Source organism: Spirosoma harenae (genome assembly GCF_054776975.1).
On the sequence record NZ_BAAHBD010000007.1, the window covers coordinates 506,975 to 527,833 of the forward strand.

At 48.5% G+C, this 20,859-nt stretch carries 10 protein-coding genes; 1 reads left to right on the forward strand and 9 read right to left on the reverse strand.

Translation table 11 applies throughout. The features are described from left to right. Window positions 1-51: 51 nt before the first annotated feature. Together ACYVE4_RS08070 and ACYVE4_RS08075 are read right to left on the reverse strand one after the other, a co-directional pair. A complete protein-coding gene (locus ACYVE4_RS08070; protein WP_460996755.1) occupies window positions 52-1,230 on the reverse strand; it encodes an AIR synthase related protein in 1,179 nt (392 codons plus the stop codon). Window positions 1,231-1,320: 90 nt separating this feature from the next. Further along, a complete protein-coding gene (locus ACYVE4_RS08075; protein ID WP_460996756.1) occupies window positions 1,321-2,286 on the reverse strand; it encodes a Gfo/Idh/MocA family protein in 966 nt (321 codons plus the stop codon). A gap of 138 nt (window positions 2,287-2,424) precedes the next feature. On the opposite strand from ACYVE4_RS08075, the gene ACYVE4_RS08080 reads away from it, so the two are divergent. Next, the gene (locus tag ACYVE4_RS08080) at window positions 2,425-3,240 is read left to right on the forward strand and encodes a DUF481 domain-containing protein (RefSeq protein ID WP_460996757.1); all 816 of its coding nucleotides are present in this window, start codon (window positions 2,425-2,427) and stop codon (window positions 3,238-3,240) included. Window positions 3,241-3,511: 271 nt separating this feature from the next. Here the strand turns inward: ACYVE4_RS08080 and ACYVE4_RS08085 are convergent, their stop codons facing one another. The 7 genes from ACYVE4_RS08085 to ACYVE4_RS08115 all read right to left on the reverse strand — a co-directional run bounded on the left by ACYVE4_RS08085 (window position 3,512) and on the right by ACYVE4_RS08115 (window position 20,831). Continuing rightward, window positions 3,512-4,327, reverse strand: coding sequence for a LysM peptidoglycan-binding domain-containing protein (locus ACYVE4_RS08085; protein ID WP_460996758.1), 816 nt, complete (start codon window positions 4,325-4,327; stop codon window positions 3,512-3,514). A 78-nt stretch (window positions 4,328-4,405) separates the two neighbouring features. Further along, the gene (purE, locus tag ACYVE4_RS08090; protein ID WP_460996759.1) at window positions 4,406-4,894 is read right to left on the reverse strand and encodes a 5-(carboxyamino)imidazole ribonucleotide mutase; all 489 of its coding nucleotides are present in this window, start codon (window positions 4,892-4,894) and stop codon (window positions 4,406-4,408) included. A 165-nt stretch (window positions 4,895-5,059) separates the two neighbouring features. After that, complete coding sequence (locus tag ACYVE4_RS08095; RefSeq protein ID WP_460996760.1) at window positions 5,060-6,799, reverse strand: hypothetical protein; 1,740 nt, start codon at window positions 6,797-6,799, stop codon at window positions 5,060-5,062. Window positions 6,800-6,806: 7 nt separating this feature from the next. Continuing rightward, entirely contained in the window at window positions 6,807-11,597 is a 4,791-nt protein-coding gene (locus ACYVE4_RS08100; protein WP_460996761.1) for a hypothetical protein, read from the reverse strand. Between the two features lie 5 nt (window positions 11,598-11,602). Continuing rightward, the gene (locus ACYVE4_RS08105; RefSeq protein ID WP_460996762.1) at window positions 11,603-14,512 is read right to left on the reverse strand and encodes a hypothetical protein; all 2,910 of its coding nucleotides are present in this window, start codon (window positions 14,510-14,512) and stop codon (window positions 11,603-11,605) included. A 14-nt stretch (window positions 14,513-14,526) separates the two neighbouring features. After that, window positions 14,527-17,949 (reverse strand): DUF6603 domain-containing protein, encoded by a 3,423-nt coding sequence (locus ACYVE4_RS08110; RefSeq protein ID WP_460996763.1) that lies wholly within the window; start codon window positions 17,947-17,949, stop codon window positions 14,527-14,529. Continuing rightward, entirely contained in the window at window positions 17,937-20,831 is a 2,895-nt protein-coding gene (locus ACYVE4_RS08115) for a hypothetical protein (protein WP_460996764.1), read from the reverse strand. The genes ACYVE4_RS08110 and ACYVE4_RS08115 overlap by 13 nt, the downstream gene beginning before the upstream one ends. Window positions 20,832-20,859 lie beyond the last annotated feature (28 nt).

The following is a 20,859-nucleotide window of genomic DNA, read 5'->3' on the forward strand; positions in this document are numbered from 1 at the left end:
CGGTTAGTTTAGCCAATTCGCCTATTTGACCGCATAACAGAAATTCGTCACTCAATACACAAATTCACCAACTTCGCTTTGTATGGTTACACGCTTGCCCTGATACGCTTCAACCCGACCAATAATTTGTGCTTCTATACCGAACGATTGAGCAATGTCGATAACCTGCTGGGCGTAAGCTTTGGGTAAATAAACTTCCAGTCGATGGCCCATATTGAATACTTTATACATTTCCTGCCAACTCGTTCCGCTTTCCTGTTGAATTAACTTAAACAAAGGCGGTATTGAAAACAGGTTATCTTTGATAATATGCAGGTTATCAACAAAATGTAACACCTTCGTCTGTGCTCCTCCTGAACAATGCACCATTCCATGAATTTGCGAGCGAAGCTGATCCAAAAGCTGTTTCACAACAGGTGCATACGTACGCGTAGGGGAAAGAATTAACTGACCAATCGTTGGATTCGTGCCCTCTGCATTACCAACATTGATCGTATCAGTTAGCTGTTTACTACCGCTGTAGATAAGCGATTTGTCAACGGCAGGGTCGAAGCTTTCTGGATATTTATCGGCTAGATAATGGGCGAGTACATCGTGCCGGGCAGAAGTCAGGCCATTGCTGCCCATACCTCCGTTATAGGTGGTTTCGTATGTTGCCTGCCCGAATGAAGCTAATCCAACAATCACATCACCGGGTTGAATACGGTCGTTACTAATGACCTGATCGCGTCGCATTCGGGCAATAACGGTGCTGTCTACAATAACGGTCCGGACCAGATCACCCACGTCAGCCGTTTCGCCACCAGTACTGTAAATGTCAATACCGTGATCGCGCAGCATTTGCAGCACCTCTTCTGTGCCGTTAATGATTTCAGCAATTACTTCGCCCGGAATCAGGTTTTTATTCCGTCCAATCGTCGATGAGAGCAGCATAGGACCAGTTGCTCCTACACAAATCAGATCATCGGTATTCATCACGACTGCATCCTGAGCAATACCTTTCCAAACGCTTAGATCGCCAGTTTCACGCCAATACAGGTAGGCCAGCGACGATTTCGTCCCGGCACCGTCGGCATGCATGATGGTGCAAAAATCCGGATCACCCGCTAGCGTATCGGGTACAATTTTGCAGAATGCTTTGGGAAAAAGGCCCTTGTCGAGTTGGGCAATGGCGTTATGAACGTCTTCTTTACTGGCGGAAACCCCGCGCTGGGCATAGCGATCAGTCATTCTAAACGATGAATGATGAGAGATAAATGATGAACAAAGGTACAAAAGAGGAGTCTAATCACTCATCACTTATCGTTCATCTCTCATCACTCAATACACAATACCTGCTTCGGCCCGAACGGCATCCAATAGTTCCATCAAATTCAGGCTATCGTCAAGCGACCAGAGCGGACTTTCTGTTTTACCCTCGGCCAGACATTGCATCACATGACGCGCTTCGTAATCATAACCGTGCGTCTCCCGATTAAACTCAAATGGACTTGTGGTTTGGTCTTCCTGTTTCAAAACAATGCCTTTCGTTTCATGAAAACGACTTTGAATACGAATCTGACCTGTTTCGCCCTGAATTAAGCCTAGGCAATCCGTTGCGGCTAAGATCGTGCTATCGAGCAAGGCAAGTTGACCATCTGAATAGGTTAATACCATGCCACATTGCTCATCAACATTCGTAGAGCCAAACGTAGCAGACGCTTTGATGGTCTTTGGTTTACCTAAAAACAGATACGATAAAAAGAGCGGATAAATGCCTATATCGAGCAAAGAACCGCCACCTAACTCTTTGTTAAACAATCGTTTTTCGGGTAAAAAAGGGGCCCTGAAACCAAAATCAGCTTTTAGCGAAACTACCTTACCAACAGCCCCTGATTTAACCAGATCCAGAGCAAACTCAATACCGGGCATAAACCGACTCCAGAGCGCTTCCATCAAAAACACACCTTTCGAACGCGCCGTTTCGACCATCTCCCGAACCTGATCGCCATTCATCGCAAATGGTTTTTCGCCCAATACAGCTTTGCCCCCATTGAGCAGCATCATGACATGCTCATGGTGTTTTACGTGCGGAGTCGCCACATACACAACGTCCAGATCCGGCAGCGTTAACAGTTCCTCATAACTGCCAAAAGCATGAGGAATATTATACGTTTCTGCAAATTCATTCGCACGTTGTAGATCAGAAGACGCAACGGCATAAAGCTGTGCTTCGGGCAGTGTCAGCAAGTCCTGTGCGAATTTGTGGGCAATACGTCCCGGTCCTAAAATTCCCCAGCGAGTCATACGATTATTGAGCTGAATTGAGAAGGCTATTAGATAAATTGACGCTTGAGTCAGCCGTCAAATAAACACTTTTTTTCTAAGTTGCAGGCTCATCAATGTTACTTTTCCGTGAAATACTCTTCGTTATGCCTCTTTTTGATGTATGCTCTTTTTACAAGTTTCTTGGCAAATGCACAGATTGTCGAGCAACCTGATCCCCTCCGGCCCTCCATTCCCGATTCAGCCCAAACAGCCAGACAGGATTCGAGTAAGGGAACGGTAAAATCACCCCAAACGGATACACTGAAGAAGGCAATAACCAATGTACTTCGATATCGCTTTACGGCAGATGGTACAGTTACCGCCGGGAATGTCAACCGTACGCTGTTACAATTAACCAGCGCCGTTGATTATCAATTGAGTAATTATTTCAAACTATCGAGTAATCCTTCTTTTGTATACGGCCGACAAAATGGTATTCTCGCCGAGCGCGAGTGGTTTGGCGACTTACGAACGACGTACCGTTATGAAAATCGATTGTATTACCTGGCATTTGGATCGTACGAACGAAGTAATCTACGCCAGATTAATCACCGCTGGACAATTGCAGCAGGGGCAGGCTACAAACTACTGAATCGAAAGCGGGCGTACATTTCCCTGACGGATGTCATTATGCAGGAATACACGGATTTCATCCAACTCAGCGACATCAACATCTTTCGAAATTCAGCCCGTCTGTTCGGGGAATACACAATGGCTAAAGATCGCTTTACCATTACACACACGGCCTTTTATCAACCCGCTTTAGGGCAGTATAATGTTCGATGGAATGCGAGCTTGAGTCTCCAGTTAAAATTAACAGAAGTCATCAGTCTCCGCTCAACAGTGGCCAATGCCTACGAAAGCCTGATTGCGCCCGATCGCCAAAACAACGATTTTCGGTTTACGATAGGGCTGGTTTACGAGAAGAAATAAAAAGAGTTATCAACTCTTTAAGAATCTGGAGAAGTAACTAGCTGATTTTGAGATTCCTCCTGTCGTCGGAATGACAAAAAAACTTATAAACAAATTCTCTTAAGCACTCAGTGTAAATAGTTTAGATTATTTTGAAAAGGCGTTTTTGTCCTGCTGACGAAGGAAGCATCTTCGGTAGTAGCCTGAATCCACTTACCGAAGATGCTTCCTTCGTCAGCAGGACAAAAAATAGGCTAATGCATTTTAGTCGACCTATTTAGTACCCTTAAAACTACTGTTTGTCAGGAAAAGGAATAATCAGTTTTTCGCCACGGGTTGCAAGATCTTTCTGCTTTTTGTTGGCCCGCATTAGGGCTTCTTTGCTGATGCCATATTTCTGCGCAACTACCCGCAACACATCGCCAGGCCCAACGGTATGCACAGCCATTACCTTAACATTTAACTTCGTGACTCCCGCTTTTACATCACTCTCCGTTACGCCTGGGTTGAGCGCTTTGAGCGTACTGAGTTTCATATTGTACCGAGTCGCTACGCCATAGAAGGTTTCGCCAGCGCCCACAGTATGCGTATTTGAAACCCCACCCGGATTTACTTTCACTTTCTCGGCAACGGCTTCCGGTTTGGGCTTTTCTTCTTTGGGTTTCTCTTCTTTTGGCTTTTCAACAGGCTTCTCGGCTTTCGGCTTCTCTGGAGCAGGTTTCGCCGGTTCAGATTTTTCTTCAGGCGCAGCTTTCCCTTCGGTCGTTTCCCGATTGTCTTCGGCTACTTCTTCAGCCTTTGCATTTGCTTCGGGCGCATCCGCAGGTGGGGCCGCCTGAGTAAGATCAACCGGAGTGGGTTGTGAAGAGGTATCTGCCTCTTCGGGAGACATAAGCATTTCCGGGTCATTCTGCGCCAGAGGCTGCTGCGACAACGTATCAAGCGGTACGTTCGTCAGTTGATCAGCCCCCTTTGTATCATCAACCAGATTATCGTAGCCGATGTACAATAAAGCGGCAATCATACCAACCAACACGATAATGGTGATAGCTGGCAAACTCGAGTTTGTTGCTGGGCGAGGGTTAGGTGACTGGGTTTCTGTTGCCATATTGTCAATGGAAAATAAATCGTATAGCGTGTATAGCTACTGGTGTGTAGCTATATCTGGCGGAGAATCTTGTCGATTTCATTTTGTGGTGTTCAGTAAATCCTGGCTCATTTGAGCGACTTTCTCCTTTAAATTCTCTTTAAACAGATCTAGCTTCTGGGCGACTGCTTTATCAAATGTGCCTACAATTTGCGCGGCTAAAATACCTGCATTACGAGCACCATCGAGCGCCATCGTCGCCACAGGAACACCGGCAGGCATTTGCAGAATAGACAGAACGGAGTCCCAGCCGTCAATCGAGTTGCTTGACTTAACCGGAACGCCAATGACAGGTAATGTTGTTAGCGAAGCGACCATACCCGGCAGATGAGCGGCACCACCCGCTCCAGCGATAATGACCTTCATCCCTCGATCGCGGGCGTTTTTCGCATAGTCGACCATTTTTTCAGGTGTTCGATGGGCTGAAACAATATCCATTTCCCACGATACGCCTAATTCTGTTAAGATGTCGGCGGCTTCCTGCATAACCTTTCGGTCAGAAAGACTGCCCATAATAATACCTACCATTCAGATAAAGTAACTTGACTCTCTGCGAAATAACGTAGATTACAGCAGAATCACGCACCGTGGTGATTAATATTTTATCTGGGCATTAAATGTTTTGGCAGGATACCATCATTAACTATGATGAAGTTAGTGTTTGCAGGCACGTATCCAAACGTAAACGTATCCTTAAACGATCTGGTCAAAGCTAAGTCTACTGTTTCCCTCTCCTTTTCCGATGGTGGCTTTGCGACCGGTCCAGAGTACTACACTTCCATCGGGCATTCGGGTTCGCTGGTATTGTCGAGTTACAATCTTTCCAGACCGGGGCACTTCTTCTTCATGAACAAAATAAGGAGCAGGTTCGTCAAGAATTTCCCCTTTGAATGCCGCTGCGGCATCGGGCATTCGAGCGCGTTGAAGCTGAATATCCCGGTTATTGTTAGGTACATGGACGGGAATGAACGGGATCCAGTTATATGGCACGCTAGTTCCTAGAATATAGCGGATTTTTGCCTCTGTCGGAAGTAGCGTAACAGGCGGAGGCAAAGTAGCGTTTTGTGCTGCTAACGCCGATTCATAGCCATTTATCCCTCGTCCTAAAGGCGACGGAATTAATGATTCGATGCCCCACACCATGTTCGACATTTCATCGCGGATAAAATTCACCTTTTCGATTGGCTGGCTTTCTGCTGATTTACCCAAAGCAGGTGGTAAAAATGAAAGGGTATTGGCTGCTTCGGACTGCGTACTGAGCGAAAAAAAGCTCCACCGCTTCCAGTCATTATCAATACCGCTACCCGACGGTGTAATAGCTGTCCGTTGCCCAAAAACATCGGTAACGACCAGTCCCCGGATATCGCATAATGAACCAACTTTACGTTCATACGGAAAAATACACCAGTCGTTGCTGTACAACAGCATAAATTCGGTAAGAATGATCTTGATAACGTCGGTCGTATTGACGTCCATCTGGGAGAATTCGATCCGCTCGCTTTCCATTTGCCAGAAACGTGGATTCGGCATTCCCTGAAATGATACTGGAGCCGGAATAAACGACAGGCATTCTTCTAGTGGTTTTATAGCTTCTATAGTTGTATTGGCAGGTGAATCGAGCGTTTTGCTCGCATCTACATCAAACGAATACCAATCCAGTTGCCCCGAATCATATTGCTCCGCGCTTAAAACGGTTTGTTTACCATCCGTATCCTCGGCGGCACAGGCAAATTGATATTCCAGACTCGACCCAGACCAGGAGTTATCGGCTTCTGAAAGCGGCTGCGACGTATATTTTGCTAACCAGACTAGCAATTCATTAGCCAGATCAATATGGCTCGTACGCTCATTCTGCGAAGGTATTTTGGCGTCTATCCAAGTCGCATGCGATCCGTTTCGAATAGCAGTAATCAGTAGATTCCCATTTATAACTTTCCCGGCGACGGCTTCACGGGTTTGGGCCGTGTCTTTATCGTAAGTTGGATCTGGGCGATTAGCGTCAATTTGATATTGACCTATATAGTCATTTTTAAACGCAGACAGTCCTTTTTTACGGAGCAGCTTTTCCGCGTACCGACCTATTCGTAATTGACTAGCCAGATCGTCGGGCCAGGGCTCGCGCTCTACGCGTGTCTCGAGGGGAATATCGGTTGGCAACGGCTGAGCAGGGCCATCTTTTACGGCGTACCGATTTAGGTACGTCTGATAGGTTAGCATACGGGCATCGATGGGCGAACCAGCATCTTCAGCGATAAACTCCCCAAATTGCCATTGCCGCGTCAGCATCCAGAGCGGATCGCGCACTTCTGCCCGCAGACTACGTTCAAAGTCAGCCTGCCGAGGGCGACCTTCTAATCGATTCCAGCCTTTAATAGCTGGTCGAAATAGAGGTAACTGAAAAAATAGCGGACGTAAATTATCGAGTACGGGCATGGCCTGGTTAGTTTTTCAGTAATACACTCCCTTTCGTAAAAATCGTAGATAAACCACCTGTCGAGAAGTCATTTAGCACAGCGGGTAATACCTGAAAATAATCCGTTGGCGTCAGCATATCCGGCTCCACGGCCCGGCGTTTGGCACGCTCCATCGTATCATATAGAACCCCAACCAGGTCATCCCAGGTCCATTTACCGGTAATTGCGGGCGGCACGGCCAGTAAGATTGTCTGTGGCGGCATGGCATTCGGGCGGTTATAATGAAAGGCAATCCCGGTTGTTTCGTGATCTGTTGGGATCAATTCAGTCCATTCATCCAGCAGCCAACCGGCCTGTAAACCAGATAAATTTGTTGGTGCCTGATGTAGTACAATTGACATTCTCTCTTCATTTCGCTGTGCTTCAGAGAAACGTTCACCTACCCATTTTTCGCCTGATACCCAAGGCAATTGAACAGGCATCAAATCGAACGGTTGTTCCTGATAGAGATCATGGTGCAGAGCCAGCGTTTCGACATTTTCCATATCGGTACGAACCCGAGCCAAACTCTGCAACCAGTTTTCCATAACCAGCTCAGGCTCATCGCTCAGCATATCCCGGCTATGTTCAAGCGCATTGGCCAGTTGGGGTTGATTCTGAAACTGAAACTGCGAAATCCAGCTAAACGACTGACCATAAATTTGACGGGCCGCTTCCCGACAACGATCTAGCTGTTGATCAGGAGTAAGTACGGCAAAATCAGTAAAATCAATAGTGGCTACTTGCTTCTCGATGGTCGCAATCAAGCCGTTTGCCTGCGCCAATAATGCATCGCCAGCAGGTAGCGAATTGTCATCTGTCGACGTTGGAATGGCCTGACTCCAACCGTAGTTAGCGATGGACAGCAACGCTGTTCGAACAGAATTGAGTACAGCTGGTGGTAGAGTAGCGGTTTGATTGGCGCGAGCCGTTGTTAACTCGGTATTGAGCTGGTCAGCAATTGTTTTTAACGTCGAAGCACGGGCGGTCAAATCAGCTATAGAAGCTGTTATAGCTATTCTGCAGGCATCTAAGCCTTGATAACCAGCGGGGTTCGGTACTCCCTGAAGGTAAGATTGTGTCTGCGGGAAAAAGTCGAGAGCATGAAGTGGTCGCGCTTCGGTCACGATTTTCTTTAACGAACGAAGCAACGGCAACAAAGCAGATAAGGATACGGCATTGGCCGCTGCTTCATGAAAATCAAACGTAATGGTCGCCGAGTCCGAGATATTGAACTGCTGACGAATCTGATAAATCAACCACCGCTCAATCTCTGAAGAAAGCGTGCCTAATTCGTTCCCAATCATCAACACAAGATCGAGCGGTTGTATTGAAAACTGAGCGAGTGACAACGTATCATCCACGCTCCCGGCCTGATAGTGAAACTGGATCGATTCGGGTTTCGGCAATCGTTCGCCAAGCCAGTGATTGACAAACGGATTCGCTTTACTTCGTGGTGAAGCCCCTCCGTTCCAGGCCGGGTGATGATCGCTTATGCCCTCAGTTTGCAGGCACACCGCTACCCGATGGGTAATGGATATACCACTTCTTGGCGTATCAACAATTTCGGGAGGAGCGGGCATTTTTCCTTCTGAAATGGCTTGCATCATCCCCCCTGCCCGATCATAATTGCCATGGACGGCCTGAAAAACACTTTCTGATAAGGACAAATCTGCTACCGCATCAAGTGCATTGGTTAAGCGGTCTAACTCAGCCAGCAGCGCCTGTTTTTCCGATGAGCCATCAGCGGGCAAACCCGCAATTCCCTGTAAAGTCGGATGCGTACGGGCGTAGTCCAGCAAATCATAGCCATTGATTACATTTCGAGCTTCTACAACTTCCTGTGGAGCATTGTCAGGAACTTCGGTTAATTGTCTGGCCGTCAACGGGAAACGATCGCGCAATACGTAAATATATTGGTTCATCAGTAAGCCACGATCGTGCAAACCACGCTCAAGCTGATAACCCAGCAACGCGCCCAATTCCTGTCCATTCCGAATGCCATCCAGGTAATTCAACGCCAACCGAACCCGTTCTGAGGAAAGATTAACGGCAAATTGCGCATTGTCGTCGCCATGCGAAAGGTAGGCGTTGCGCAGTAATGCAGCGGTCGTCGCGTGCCGTAAGGATGGCGTTTGAATGTACCCGCCGTTGGTGGCATCTTCAAAAATTACGTTGGTCTTTGAATCCTGGAGAGGAGCTGGATATTGTTCTTGCGAGACAGCGGTTTTGGTGGTATTGGGTCGTAGATTTTCTACCCAGCCATAGGCCCCCAAATACGTACCTTTCTGCACATATTCATGCTTATCCGTATGTTGCAGATTATATAGCCGACGCATGAACAAACCCGTTTGCCAGGCATCTAGCCGGTAGCTGCACAAATCCATGTGTTCTGCGAATAACCGCTCTAATCGGGCAGTAGGCAACCCACGGAGCGTCCGCAGGGCCTCAATCACACCCATTAATGGCAACATCTGCGTCGGGCCATTGTAGGGTACGCCGGGTTTAGGGATTAGCGTACGGATATACTCACCAACGGGCATAGCCGTTTGAGAAAGCCGAAGTTTAGCTGCATCCAGTTGAAAAAAATCAGCTTTCGTAAGGTCTTGCTGTTCGCCTATATTCTGAATCTGGCTTTCAACAGGTAGGTTCTGGAGAAACTGCTGATCAACCAGCCAATCGGCAATACGTTTCCCAAATTCTTCCAGATAGGCTCGTTGCAGAACCTGATACAACAGGGCTTTGGGCGCGGCAATCGGCTGATTATTCGCATCCAAAAACTGACCATTTCGAATCGTTTGTAAATCGTTTTTCAAGAGCCAGTCAATGTAATTATCCGTTCCGTTGAACGGTTGAATCAAGTCGGTTTCCGACAGCGGGGTTCGGGGATCACTATCGATGACTGGCCCGTTCAATTCATCGGCGGATGCCTGAAAAAGTAGTTTTTCAAGCAGAAAATCATCTGCCGGATTAAAGCCTAGCCGAGCGAGTTGGGCCTGTTTGTTTCGATGGAGCAGCACCCAAACGGTATCGGGTACGGGCGTAGTCTGTTGGAAATTAAGGTAATTCCAAGCATACGCATCGCTGACAGCTTTTCGGGAATGATACGAAACAGAAGAAGCCTGTAATCCCAGAATGTTCATTAGATTTTCGGAATCATTTCCCGGTTTTCCAGCAAAAGCTACCTGCGAACGCAGTAACTCCCATTGACTTTGAAGCTGTTGCAGAATAGCCAGTAGTTTGGTCCAGAAATCTCTGTCACTTCCTAGCTCAGGATCGGTAAACTGCCAGCTATTAAAATCGCTCGTTACCAACAAACCATACGGCTGATTGCCCACCCGAATAGCTGGCAAACTACCTCGACCCGATACAAACTCAGTGAAAAATTGCCGCGCCAATGCCTGTCGTGATCGACTCACCAGCGGTTTCAGCAGATCGTCCAGAAATAAACCCCAGGTAGCGGGCCAGAGCGCGTTATTCATGGCGAACGCTTCCCGAATATCGGTTCGTCCAGCATTTGGAACGAAAGCCACCGATTCATTCTGAACGCCTAACGCTTCGGCTAATCGCTGCCCATCTGTTTGCTGATAAAAATCGGTAACTGGTGAATAATAAGGAGCATTCACTTCTACTTCCGCCTGGCGATCAATGGATAACGCAGGGCCTGATTTTGCTTTTTCTGTGTTATTGGTTGGCGTTCCCTGCGGCAGAATGCTGATTCCGCCAGAGGAGTAATTGTGATTCTGAATCAGGTCATCCAGCAATTGCTGATTTTGTGTAGCATCGCTACTAAATCGGACACCCAATGCAATCAACCGATCAAATCCTTTTTGAAACCAGGGACTTGGCAAAGGGATTTTAACCGCCATCCCCACTGCCAGTGCTTCGTCAAAATCGAACATCCAGGCCATTTCCTGGCTGTACACCAGTTTATTAGCGTCATCGCGCCCAAAGGATGCTTCCATCTGTAACGGGTCGGGACCCATTACTAAATAATCAGGAATCGGTTTTCCGACGGCTTCCAGAATTTTCCGAGGCCCGACAAATCCCATAAAAACAAACTGATTGGGCATTAGTCGAGTGTGGGGAGCCTGCGTCCAGGGCTGGGGTTTGGGCGGATTTTGCGGTTTTAAAATTAGCTCAGGAAGGGCCTTCCAATCAGCCGACCAGTTTGTCGGTTGCGTTTGTTTAGCTACCCAGGCAGCCCGATTCGCGCCAAATCGATTAGCTAATCCATTCCAAAGCGTTGTTCGTTGCTGCTTGCCCGACTCATCTGACTCAGAACGTGTTGCCCAAACCTGCCGCCAGTAGGTTTCGCCCGACTCAATTTCATCAGCCGTCAGGTCTTTTTTATGTGAGAACGTCGTGATGTCGTCGGGATAGACTCTGACCCAGAGTTCGTGCGTGTTACCGTCATTATGAAAATGCGTTTCGATCCGAACTGGAAACAGCACAAACGGCAGATTATCCGGCAATTGCTCAATCAGCTTTTGGGGCGTGTCGGCAAACAGTGTCTGATAATCGGCAAGTTCCTGCGCTCGCCCTGCCAGTACATCCTTTCTATACAACGACAGATTTTGCTCGGCACTTGCGACTTCGGCTAACCGTTGCTCAAGTACGGCAGCATCACTGTCCGACAATTTACCCGCTGATTGTAACTGTGCTACTTCATTTTTAAGCGCAGCCAATTGGGTAAATTGCTCGACCACTTGCCCATAGGCTTTGTCCCGACCTCTCGCCAGTTCCGCGGCTTTCTGTTGAATATCTGTCAGATTCATCACGTTCAGGGTTGGATGGCAGTTAGATTTTTAAGCATTTCGCGGCCATGAACGGCAACCATTACGGGCTTCTGAAACAAGATATACGCCAGATCCGCCGACTGCGTATTCCAGTTAACTGCATCCGGATTTTGGCCGGTCAGCGGCTGGGTAAATGGCTTGCTTAGATCAATGACCTGCTGTTCATCCCCAAGAGAAGACCAGGAAAGATTATCCCATTTCTGCGGACTAGGATTGGTAGCGGCTTCATCATCCAGTCCAAACCGGGGTTCGCCCGGCACTTGCTGGATCACAAAAAACCAGCCCAGGTTATTGTTGCCAAGCCGCTGTTGTTCGGCCGCCGTTTCTTCCTTTACATCGCCTTTGGCTTTTGTGATGCTTAGATCGAAGCCAATAAAGTGAATATCAGGATCGATCTGGGCTTTATAAATCGGATTCTTGATGTGTACGCCATCGGCCACCGCCTGTCCACTTGTGTCGAACAGCACGAGTCGATTGGCATTATCAGGTGTTGTTCCCCATTCGGCCTGCTGGGCGTAAATGACCGTATTGGGGTAGCGTTTGAGCAAATCTCCCCGAATAACCAGCACCAGCAATGCATCTTCTATTTCCGTCTGCCGATGATTATGTTCACCAAGGTGTATCTTCTCAGGATACTTTAATAGCCATTCGTTAATAGGCGGAATGTCTTTCTGTTTCTCGGCCTGATCTTTGGGCGGTAAGGCTGCCGACTGCGTATTGCCAATGGGTTTCCAGAATTGCCGGAATGGCGTACCGCGCTGATCGGTTGGGTATTCGCGCCAGAGCAGTTCCCGCATGAATTCGTGGTTAAGCCCAACCATGTAAGCCTCAATAAATCGCTGGTTCGTGACCATCAGCGACAGTGTATTCGGCGGGATGATGTTCAGGTTTGGTACGAAAAATTCTTTATTAATCGCGACCAATGGCTCATACATCGCGTCTTTAATATCTGGATACGCCATCACCCGATCCAGTTTAGGGACTGTTTCGTCGCCTTTCGTAATACCCGGCAACACCCGAACCGGAAAGGTTTTCAGCGGATTAATCGCGTTCACAATCGTCTGACTGACCGACGGAATCTCCACCGATTGCCGAACGGGTGCGGGCTTCACTTTTTCATCCAGCACTGCGTGTAAATTGGTCAGCGCGTTCCGAAACGCTTTAGCTACCGTGTTATCCCGATCCAGGCGGGTAATAGTCGTCTGGGCTTTACCGGACAGCAGAATTTTAAACGTACCCCGCGCACCAATTTTCCTGACGGCATCGGCGCTAAAATCCAATTGCTTTACGATAGATGTAGGCAATGTCTGTGCTTCAGACGGGACGACTTTAGCTGGCGAAACCGTTAGTTTACCCACGTTCAACTCCTGAAGCAACGTTGTAAAACTTCGAACGGGTGTGGTCATCGCCAATCGCTTCGCCATCAATCCGCGCGGACGGACGAGTTTACGAAAAGCCCCACTGACACTAGCGGCAGGCAATAAACTTTGCTGTACCTGAAAACGAATCGTAGTTGATCCGCTAAGTACTTTTTTATGCAACGATTCTGTCATTGCCAGTCGGAGCGTATCGTCGAGATTGGCGAGATGCTTTTGATGAAGCTGCATACTGGTCAGCATGGCCAGCTGCGAGAATCGGATTTTTTGATTAGCCGAGATCACATCACCAATTTGCTGCCAGGATTTACGCATGTAATCCTCCTGATTTTGCTGAATTACGAGCGTTCCCATACCCGCCGGAGCTCGATAGCGTGGGTCCTGATTCAGTTCGTGCAACCAATTCTGAGCATCAGGATCGAGACTTAATCGGCTGATCAGCGCGTGCCATTTGCCATACAACGGAGGTGTTACAACCGGATCAGCATTCGGATTTGCATCGCGTATATCTTCCGAGAGGTTGATGATGGGTTGTACTTTCTGTGGAAAATCACTGACTGAGTTGAAAGCTTCTTTGGGCTTTCGCTCGGTGGTGGGCGCCAGCAATGCACCTTCTAATCCGACCGTATTGTCCGGCGAAACGCTTACCGCGCCAATCCCAAAACCGGGAGCCTGAACGTCCATCGCCCGAATTCCGACTCGCTTATCCATATCGCGGGGTTGCAGCAACCGAACCAGCGATTCAAAATCACCGCCAACCCCCGTTCGGAAAAACCATCGGTAATAAACCGGATACTCTTTCTCGCCCGTTTCGCCGTTTGTCCACGACATTGTAAGGGCGGGATCATTATCGTTAACAGGTTCTCCTAGCCCCGCTTTTCGGCCAATCTCGAAGGTTGGAATCAGGAACGCGTGGTATGCCTTATTCGGCTCCAGATGCCGGGGACACATGATCCGGGAAACCCCACGATCGGGTGAATTCTGGAGCAACGTATCTAATTGTCCCAGATCAGGCTGATTGCTGGGATGATCAATGGGTTCATTCAGGTGTACGTGCGCCCAGGCCCACATATCGGCCGTTGGCGGAAGAATGGCGTTCCGGGGAGCCTTAATGGTTATGGCTGGCAACGGCCTATTACCCGTATTGACATCGGTAAACTCATCCTCTTTTAGCACGACCAACGTAATCCAGGGTGTTAGTCGATGATTGGTCTGAACCGTATCGGGTGTGTAGCGCCAGGGAAAATCTTCGTCGTAAAACTCAATAAACGCCAGATAATTCGGTTCGAAATCAGTAATTAGATTACGCGGTTCAGTCCGCACAATCATCTGCTGGTTGATACCAACAATATCGCCGGGGCCGATCAAACTAACGGTTTTTGAGATTGGATGAGCCGTATCATTATTGACGGTCAGGCTAACGGCCAGTTGCGCTCGTGACGAGGTGGCACCCGCCGTAAGTTGATTGGCGATACCACGGCGCAGCCACGGCAAAAAGGTATATCGGGCTAAACTCATGATCGATGCTGGGTTTAGTTGAGTTGATAAGCGGGAATAACCTGTAATTCATCGGCTAGTCCGGCGTCCTGACGAATCAGATTTCCGAGTGCCATCTGGGCCTCGGTTTCGGTAGCAAATACCAGTTGCTGGTGCAGTTGCAGTGTATCGGATGTAGCAACGACGAACGTTTCAGGACGTACCCGAACAGGATTGGCGCCTAATACCGATGGCTTACGCTGTTCTTCGGCTAACGGCGACCGAGAAATTGCGTTTGTGCCTAGATACAGTCCAAACAGGCCACGGTCGATGTTCAGGAATTTGCGGGTTTGCTTTTCGGGTACATAAATCAGCTCGTAGGAAACATCGAGCCCGACTGCGTAATCGCTCTGCGGCTGCGTCGAACCACCAACTTCTACACCCGCATCAAACGCTTCGAATGATGGTCTGGACAGTTTTTCGGAATCAGATAGTTCGATGAATTGAGCCGGAGCAAACTGCTCCTTTTCATAATCCGCATCCGATGGTGTTTTCTGTGCATTCCCGACTTTTAGGTTCGTAATCTCGAACCGACGCGGGCCATCGGGTTGCTGATAGCCAAAGCGGGCAATGTCCAGTCGAAGCGGAACAATTTTCTGGGTTACGTGCAGCGTTCCAGATGGATGCAGAATTAGCGAAGTATCATCCTTGGGTAATTCCCGGAGGGAAACGTGCTGGTTGCCAACCTGTAATTTCGCCTTCCAATTGCCTGACTGATTAAGTGCTTCCAGCAATTTGTCGATTACTCGAACAGGCGGCAGCGTATCGTTTCGTCGTTCGCCAAAGGTTTTGTCGAAGTGAACGGTAATCGTAATGGTAAAAATGAAGCCGATTTCAAACGAGGCTTCTCCGTGTGCGTGCCAGGGGGTTGGTCCTTCGAGTGTCAGTTTTAGCTTGACACTAAACAACGTATGCGATCCCGACCGAACGGCCAGCATGGCCGCTACTTCGGCGATAAAATAAAATGGCGAAAACTGAACCAGTACATCGAGCGATAAAAACCCATATACGTTAAATACACTTGCATCAGCACTCAGCTCGATTTTGGAGCCGAACTGAATCGTATTCGATGTAATGGCAAAATAAGACTCGGCCTTGAGGCTGGGATTGCCAGAGAAAATAATCAGACTCAACCGCTTCATGGCGGGCAACGACATGGGCGGTGGCGAGTAGGATGGGTGAAAACCGCCAATGGACACCAGAAAGTTTGGATTCTCTTTCCAGTATAGCCGTAATACCATATCGCCCGTAAGCGTAAAGGTCAGAATGCGGGAATTGATCAGCGAGGCATCGAAGGAAATCTGCCCTTTATCGAAATCAACGTAGCCCAGAAAATTAACCTGAATCTTGACAATAGGTGTCCGTTCCTCGGGTAAATTCATCCGCAATACGCCCAAAAGTGCAAAACCGGGTCGGGGAATTTCGAGCAATAACCCTAATTCGATACTGATCAGCGTGGGCGTTCCCCAACCGATTTTTGCCATCGGTCCGATCAGGAAATGACCTTGCTGCGGAGGGAAAATTCGCTTGAGATTACTAACGATAGTCGTCGCATTGGCGACAATGTTTTGCGGAAATAGAATAGAATTAAGCGAGCCATCGTACACACCTTTGCGAAGCTCTTCAATCAGATACGTTCGATTCAGGCCAAGCAATCCCCCGACGCCGTTGAGCGTAAAACCATACCCCAACTGAATCGGGGTGAATTCTGCCGTGATGATGATGAGCAGGGAAAATCCTTCGCTTCCGTCGGGCATCTGGGTCGTCAGGATGCCAATGGCTTTGAGCGAGATCACGCCCGAAAACGTCAGTTCAAGTCCACCAGCGTATTCTTTTTTCGTATCGTCGAAAAAGAGGAAACCGCCACCCGTAAAACCGCCACCGTCAATGGAAATACCGACGCCTGTTGGCGGTTTGTAGCCTAAACTGATATCGAATGGTCCGGCATTTCCGCCACCGAATTTGGTGATTAATGCTAATCCGATATTCTGCACTATCAGCGTCAATGGCCCGAGTTGCCCTTTGATACCTGCGCCTACTTCCAGAATGGCTGCGGGTTTCGGATCGGATTCTCCTCGGAGCCGAATCAACAATTCCTCAATCGAAATCGGTCCTAATACCAGGTGCGGATGAACAGCCACTTCGAAACCGCCACCGCCCGTTAACTTAATCCCGTTCTTATTCGACCATTCGAATCCGAGTGTAAACGGAATCTTCGTTTCGCCATCACCAACCAATTTTCGGATGAAACTGTCTGCCTCGCCGGGGGTGAGGACTAGTGCGAAATCGGTTAGCTTCCCACCTATTTTTACTTCAGGTTCGTTGCCGTTAAACAAAAAGCTAAATTCCAGCGATCCACCTTTCAATTCCAGCCGGGTTCCACCATCGTTGCCAACTACGGTTCGCGTCTGAGTGGGTGCGTATTCAACGCCAGCGCCGAAACCTGCCGAAGGCAATTGCCCATCCTGAAATGGGTATTTAACAGATATATCACCGGGCCGAATCAGCAGACCAAACAGCGACGCGATATTAGTACCCGCTCGGACAATCAGATTGACATCCTCACGAATCCGCAACTCAGGCAGGGTAATTTCCGACGGTAGCGCAGGCTGAACAATGATACCCGGCAGTTTGCCATCGACGGCAGGTAAATCTAAAATAGCAAGCCCCAGATCACGGTCTTGTCCGGCAATATTCAGGTACGCAAATGCAATCCTGATAAACTGTTTGACGCGGGGATTTGTGGGATCATCGGTTGGAAAATCGAGGTAGCGATAGCCTGTTTCGGCATCTAACGAAGCGAGCGATACTGGAATACGTAAGGCGTAAAGCAGTTCGAGCAAATGTTCGGCAAAAAGCTCGAAATTAAAATCAGGCGTTCCCCAGCCGTAAATCAGTTCGGGAAGTTTATCTGGCTGAGTCAGAATTTGCGGAATCCGATCCCAGTTTAGTTTATACCGAATATACGAAGGGCGGCTTCGGTCGGCGGTTCCGGGTATGGCGACCTCTTCGATGACGCCCGTCATTTTGAAGAAGTTGAGCAGGAACGGCCACGCAATCGTCAGATAATCGACGACCAGCAATTCGAAAATACGTTCCTGAATCTCGGCCAGAAACGCGGGCGCATCCGTTATCCCCGGCGGAACATCACTAAGATTCTGAAGTGCTTCATACACCGCCTTGACTTTAGCCAGCACGTCCAATGCCTTTGCCGGATCAGGGCTTGCCTGTAGAGCGTCTAATGCCGTGAGCGCAGCCTCTACATCGGTAGCTAATGCTGAATATGACGGTGGTATGTCGGTCGGTTTCCAGCCCAACTGATAGATGAACTGCCGGAAATGGGCAGCGTCGCTTACGGCGTCTTTCAACGGTCGAACGGCCAGCGCCAAGTGTTTCCCAATTTCTTCTAAGGTACCCATGGATGTTGGTCAGGATAAATTTTTCGACGGATATAATCGGAATCAAAATCGCTGAATTTATCTGGATCGATCATGTTAATCAGCGTGTATCGACACACGGCGCACAGTTCGATCACTTGCTCCTTTTGCTTTTTCTGTTTATCCTCGGACAGGTAGCCTCTTTTCATCAGACATTTAGCCACCGGATGATATATTCCACCAAAATGATGCATGCCCCCATTGTAAAGGCCAACAATTTCTTTCTTCCGGCTTGTGCAACAGGGGATTAAGTCTTTGGGAAGTGATGAATTCTGTATCTCATCCTTGTCGATAAGCTCCTGATGGGCTGCGTTGGCATTCAGGGGGAATGGGTTAGCATTCAAATAATCCAGAACGGGTTTGGCAATTAGTTCAGCGTATTTATACTGATTATTCCCCTGATTATCGCGGACCGGGACAGCGGCATACAACAACATCTCTTCGTTGGCATTGAGCGTCGTCAGGTCCGTTGGTAACGGCGTGTTGGCAACCAATTGCAGCGTAACCTGATTACCTGATTTTGCTTTTACTGTACACTCTGGCGATAATGAAAGCGTCTGGCTATCAGGCTGTCCGGCGGTAGCGGCAGGGGTTCTGGTGATGGTATAGATAGGATCGGTCAGTCGCTTGTCCAGAATACCCAATCGTTGTCCTACGGTAAAAAACTGAATCTGGCCAGGCTTTACTTCCAGTGTCGTCTGTGCTGATTCATACTCGGTTTTGACAGTCAGCTTATTCGCTGCCGCATCAATCGATAGCACGTTCACATAATATTTTGTGAACACCTTCGCCAGCGTAGTGGGACTCACGATTTCGGCCATAACGGCCATACCTATCGTGTAAATCTGAATCTGAAACCGATTGACTTGCCGTTTTCGGAAAAATACGGTTTCACCAACTTTAAAATTGACTTTCGTATTTTTCAGCGTCATGACGATGTCAGGCCCCGACACCGTAATTGCCGTAATCAGCGAACATTTCTGAATGCGGTGGTAACGCCACTTGATTTTATACGCGTCGATTTCGGTTCCGACGGCTCCTCCGGGTTTTGGCCGTTCGACATCTTTTCTGGCCTGGATATTACTATAGAAATCGGTACGATTAGCGGGTGCCTGGAAGTTGGCAAATACCCAATTGGCGACCTGCGGATCTGTAACAGGTTTGCCTAGAAAACGTTCATCATCAGGCGATTCGCCATACTCGTCGCCCAGCCCGAACGAATGCGCTATTTCATGGGTAACGGACCCTTTTTTGCGCAAGGGCATCTTAGAAGGAACCTTAACCGCTATTTCCGAAACCCGATCATCTGCCAGAGTTCCTTTCAGTGAAATGGCCGCTGTATCCTCGATTGCGGCAAACAGGTATCCGGCTTCGTTCTGTTCGCGGCCCCGGCCATCCACCAGCAAAAAGAGAACATTGTCGAAATCTTTTCCGCGATTTCCAGCGGGGGTATCCATCACGAATACAGGGCCGATCAGGTTATTATCGGTATCTTTTAAACTACCCAGAAATCCATCCAGAAAATCGCGCTGAACCCGGCGTTTGTCAAAATTGATGAAGTTATAGCTATAGTCCAGTTCAGCCGCCGTATAGTCGTTCACGCTGATGCCGAATGCGGTATCTTTTGCATCAGGTAGCCGACGTTCGGCATCCGATCGCCAACTTCCTGCCAGATAATTCGTACCGGCTGAATCGAATAAAACATCCAATTGAGCCGTCGTCAGTTTAGTGGTGTTTTCCCAGCGAAGCCGAAGTGCAGTATCGCCCACAACAGCGTCGCCTTTAACAGGGTTGCCAACGAAATACAGCAAATTTTCAGCCGTCCATGTACTGGCGTCATTGCTGCTGGGCTTGGTCGCCACTTTAGCCGGTGAAGCCATTAAGACATTAGGATCGGTTTCTAATACTTCCAGCACCGAGCGGTACGTCAACCCATCTTCGCGCGAGGGCACGAATACTTTCCAGAAATTAATGGAGCCTTTGAGCAGATCGAAGGGCGAGGTAATTTTTTTATTGACCAGATCCGATACGTAATTATTCAGCAGTGTGTCAAACGCTGTCTGATTCGTAAATCCTTCAGAGAGGAAAAGGATATTCGGTACCTCGTTCAGTTTGGCAAACCCCGGACAGCCGCCCGTAGCGACCAGTTCAGCCTGAAGCGTTGTCTGATTGGCCGCTAGTAACGTCGATACGCTAACTTTACCTGTAGCGGAAACGGTCCGCGAACCATATTTTACGGTAATGCTTACAGTATGATCGCCTGTATGCGTACCCGGCGTTATGCGTCCACTATCGTTGATTAAACCAGGTGTAGCCGTACATTTCCACTTGATCTGGATTTTGTTCGTGATGGCGTAATCAATGATCTCTGCGTTATCACCCACGTAAATATCTCCGATTTCAGCCACAACATGATCGTCGAAAAGGGCATATACAGCAGCCCGAGCGCCCTTCATTCCCTGATATACCGTGATGGGATCGGGCGTCATCCAGACTTTCTGAATGGTTTTATGCACGTGAATCCGAATGGCCGCCTGCGTGGTTGAACTGTCTGACGTATCCGTTACGATGGCATATACCAGAAAACTGGTAATGAGGAATTTCGGATCGGTAGGCGCCGTCGGATTCGGTTGGACGATGTAGGTTGGCTTTCGACTGGTCGTGCTGCTGAGCGATGCCGTTATTTTTAGGTTATCCGATGCTGTAAAGCTGGTTTGAAACGTGTAGTTGATGGTCGCGTGGGCATCGACATATTTCGACGCATTTGTCCTGTCAATTTCCAGCAAGTTCGACAACTCGATGGATTGCCCCCGAAGCAGGTGAATATCATACGGAGGATTGAACGCACAACGCGGAGCAGACATACAGGCGAAGTTTAGTCAGGCAAAAGGT

Excerpts from the sequence above, each read along its gene's own strand:
- purE (WP_460996759.1), bottom strand. The coding sequence starts at position 4,894 with ATGGTAGGTATTATTATGGGCAGTCTTTCTGACCGAAAGGTTATGCAG.
- ACYVE4_RS08115 (WP_460996764.1), bottom strand. The coding sequence starts at position 20,831 with ATGTCTGCTCCGCGTTGTGCGTTCAATCCTCCGTATGATATTCACCTG.
- ACYVE4_RS08105 (WP_460996762.1), bottom strand. The coding sequence starts at position 14,512 with ATGAGTTTAGCCCGATATACCTTTTTGCCGTGGCTGCGCCGTGGTATC.
- ACYVE4_RS08080 (WP_460996757.1), top strand. The coding sequence starts at position 2,425 with ATGTATGCTCTTTTTACAAGTTTCTTGGCAAATGCACAGATTGTCGAG.
- ACYVE4_RS08110 (WP_460996763.1), bottom strand. The coding sequence starts at position 17,949 with ATGGGTACCTTAGAAGAAATTGGGAAACACTTGGCGCTGGCCGTTCGA.
- ACYVE4_RS08075 (WP_460996756.1), bottom strand. The coding sequence starts at position 2,286 with ATGACTCGCTGGGGAATTTTAGGACCGGGACGTATTGCCCACAAATTC.
- ACYVE4_RS08070 (WP_460996755.1), bottom strand. The coding sequence starts at position 1,230 with ATGACTGATCGCTATGCCCAGCGCGGGGTTTCCGCCAGTAAAGAAGAC.
- ACYVE4_RS08085 (WP_460996758.1), bottom strand. The coding sequence starts at position 4,327 with ATGGCAACAGAAACCCAGTCACCTAACCCTCGCCCAGCAACAAACTCG.
- ACYVE4_RS08100 (WP_460996761.1), bottom strand. The coding sequence starts at position 11,597 with ATGAATCTGACAGATATTCAACAGAAAGCCGCGGAACTGGCGAGAGGT.
- ACYVE4_RS08095 (WP_460996760.1), bottom strand. The coding sequence starts at position 6,799 with ATGCCCGTACTCGATAATTTACGTCCGCTATTTTTTCAGTTACCTCTA.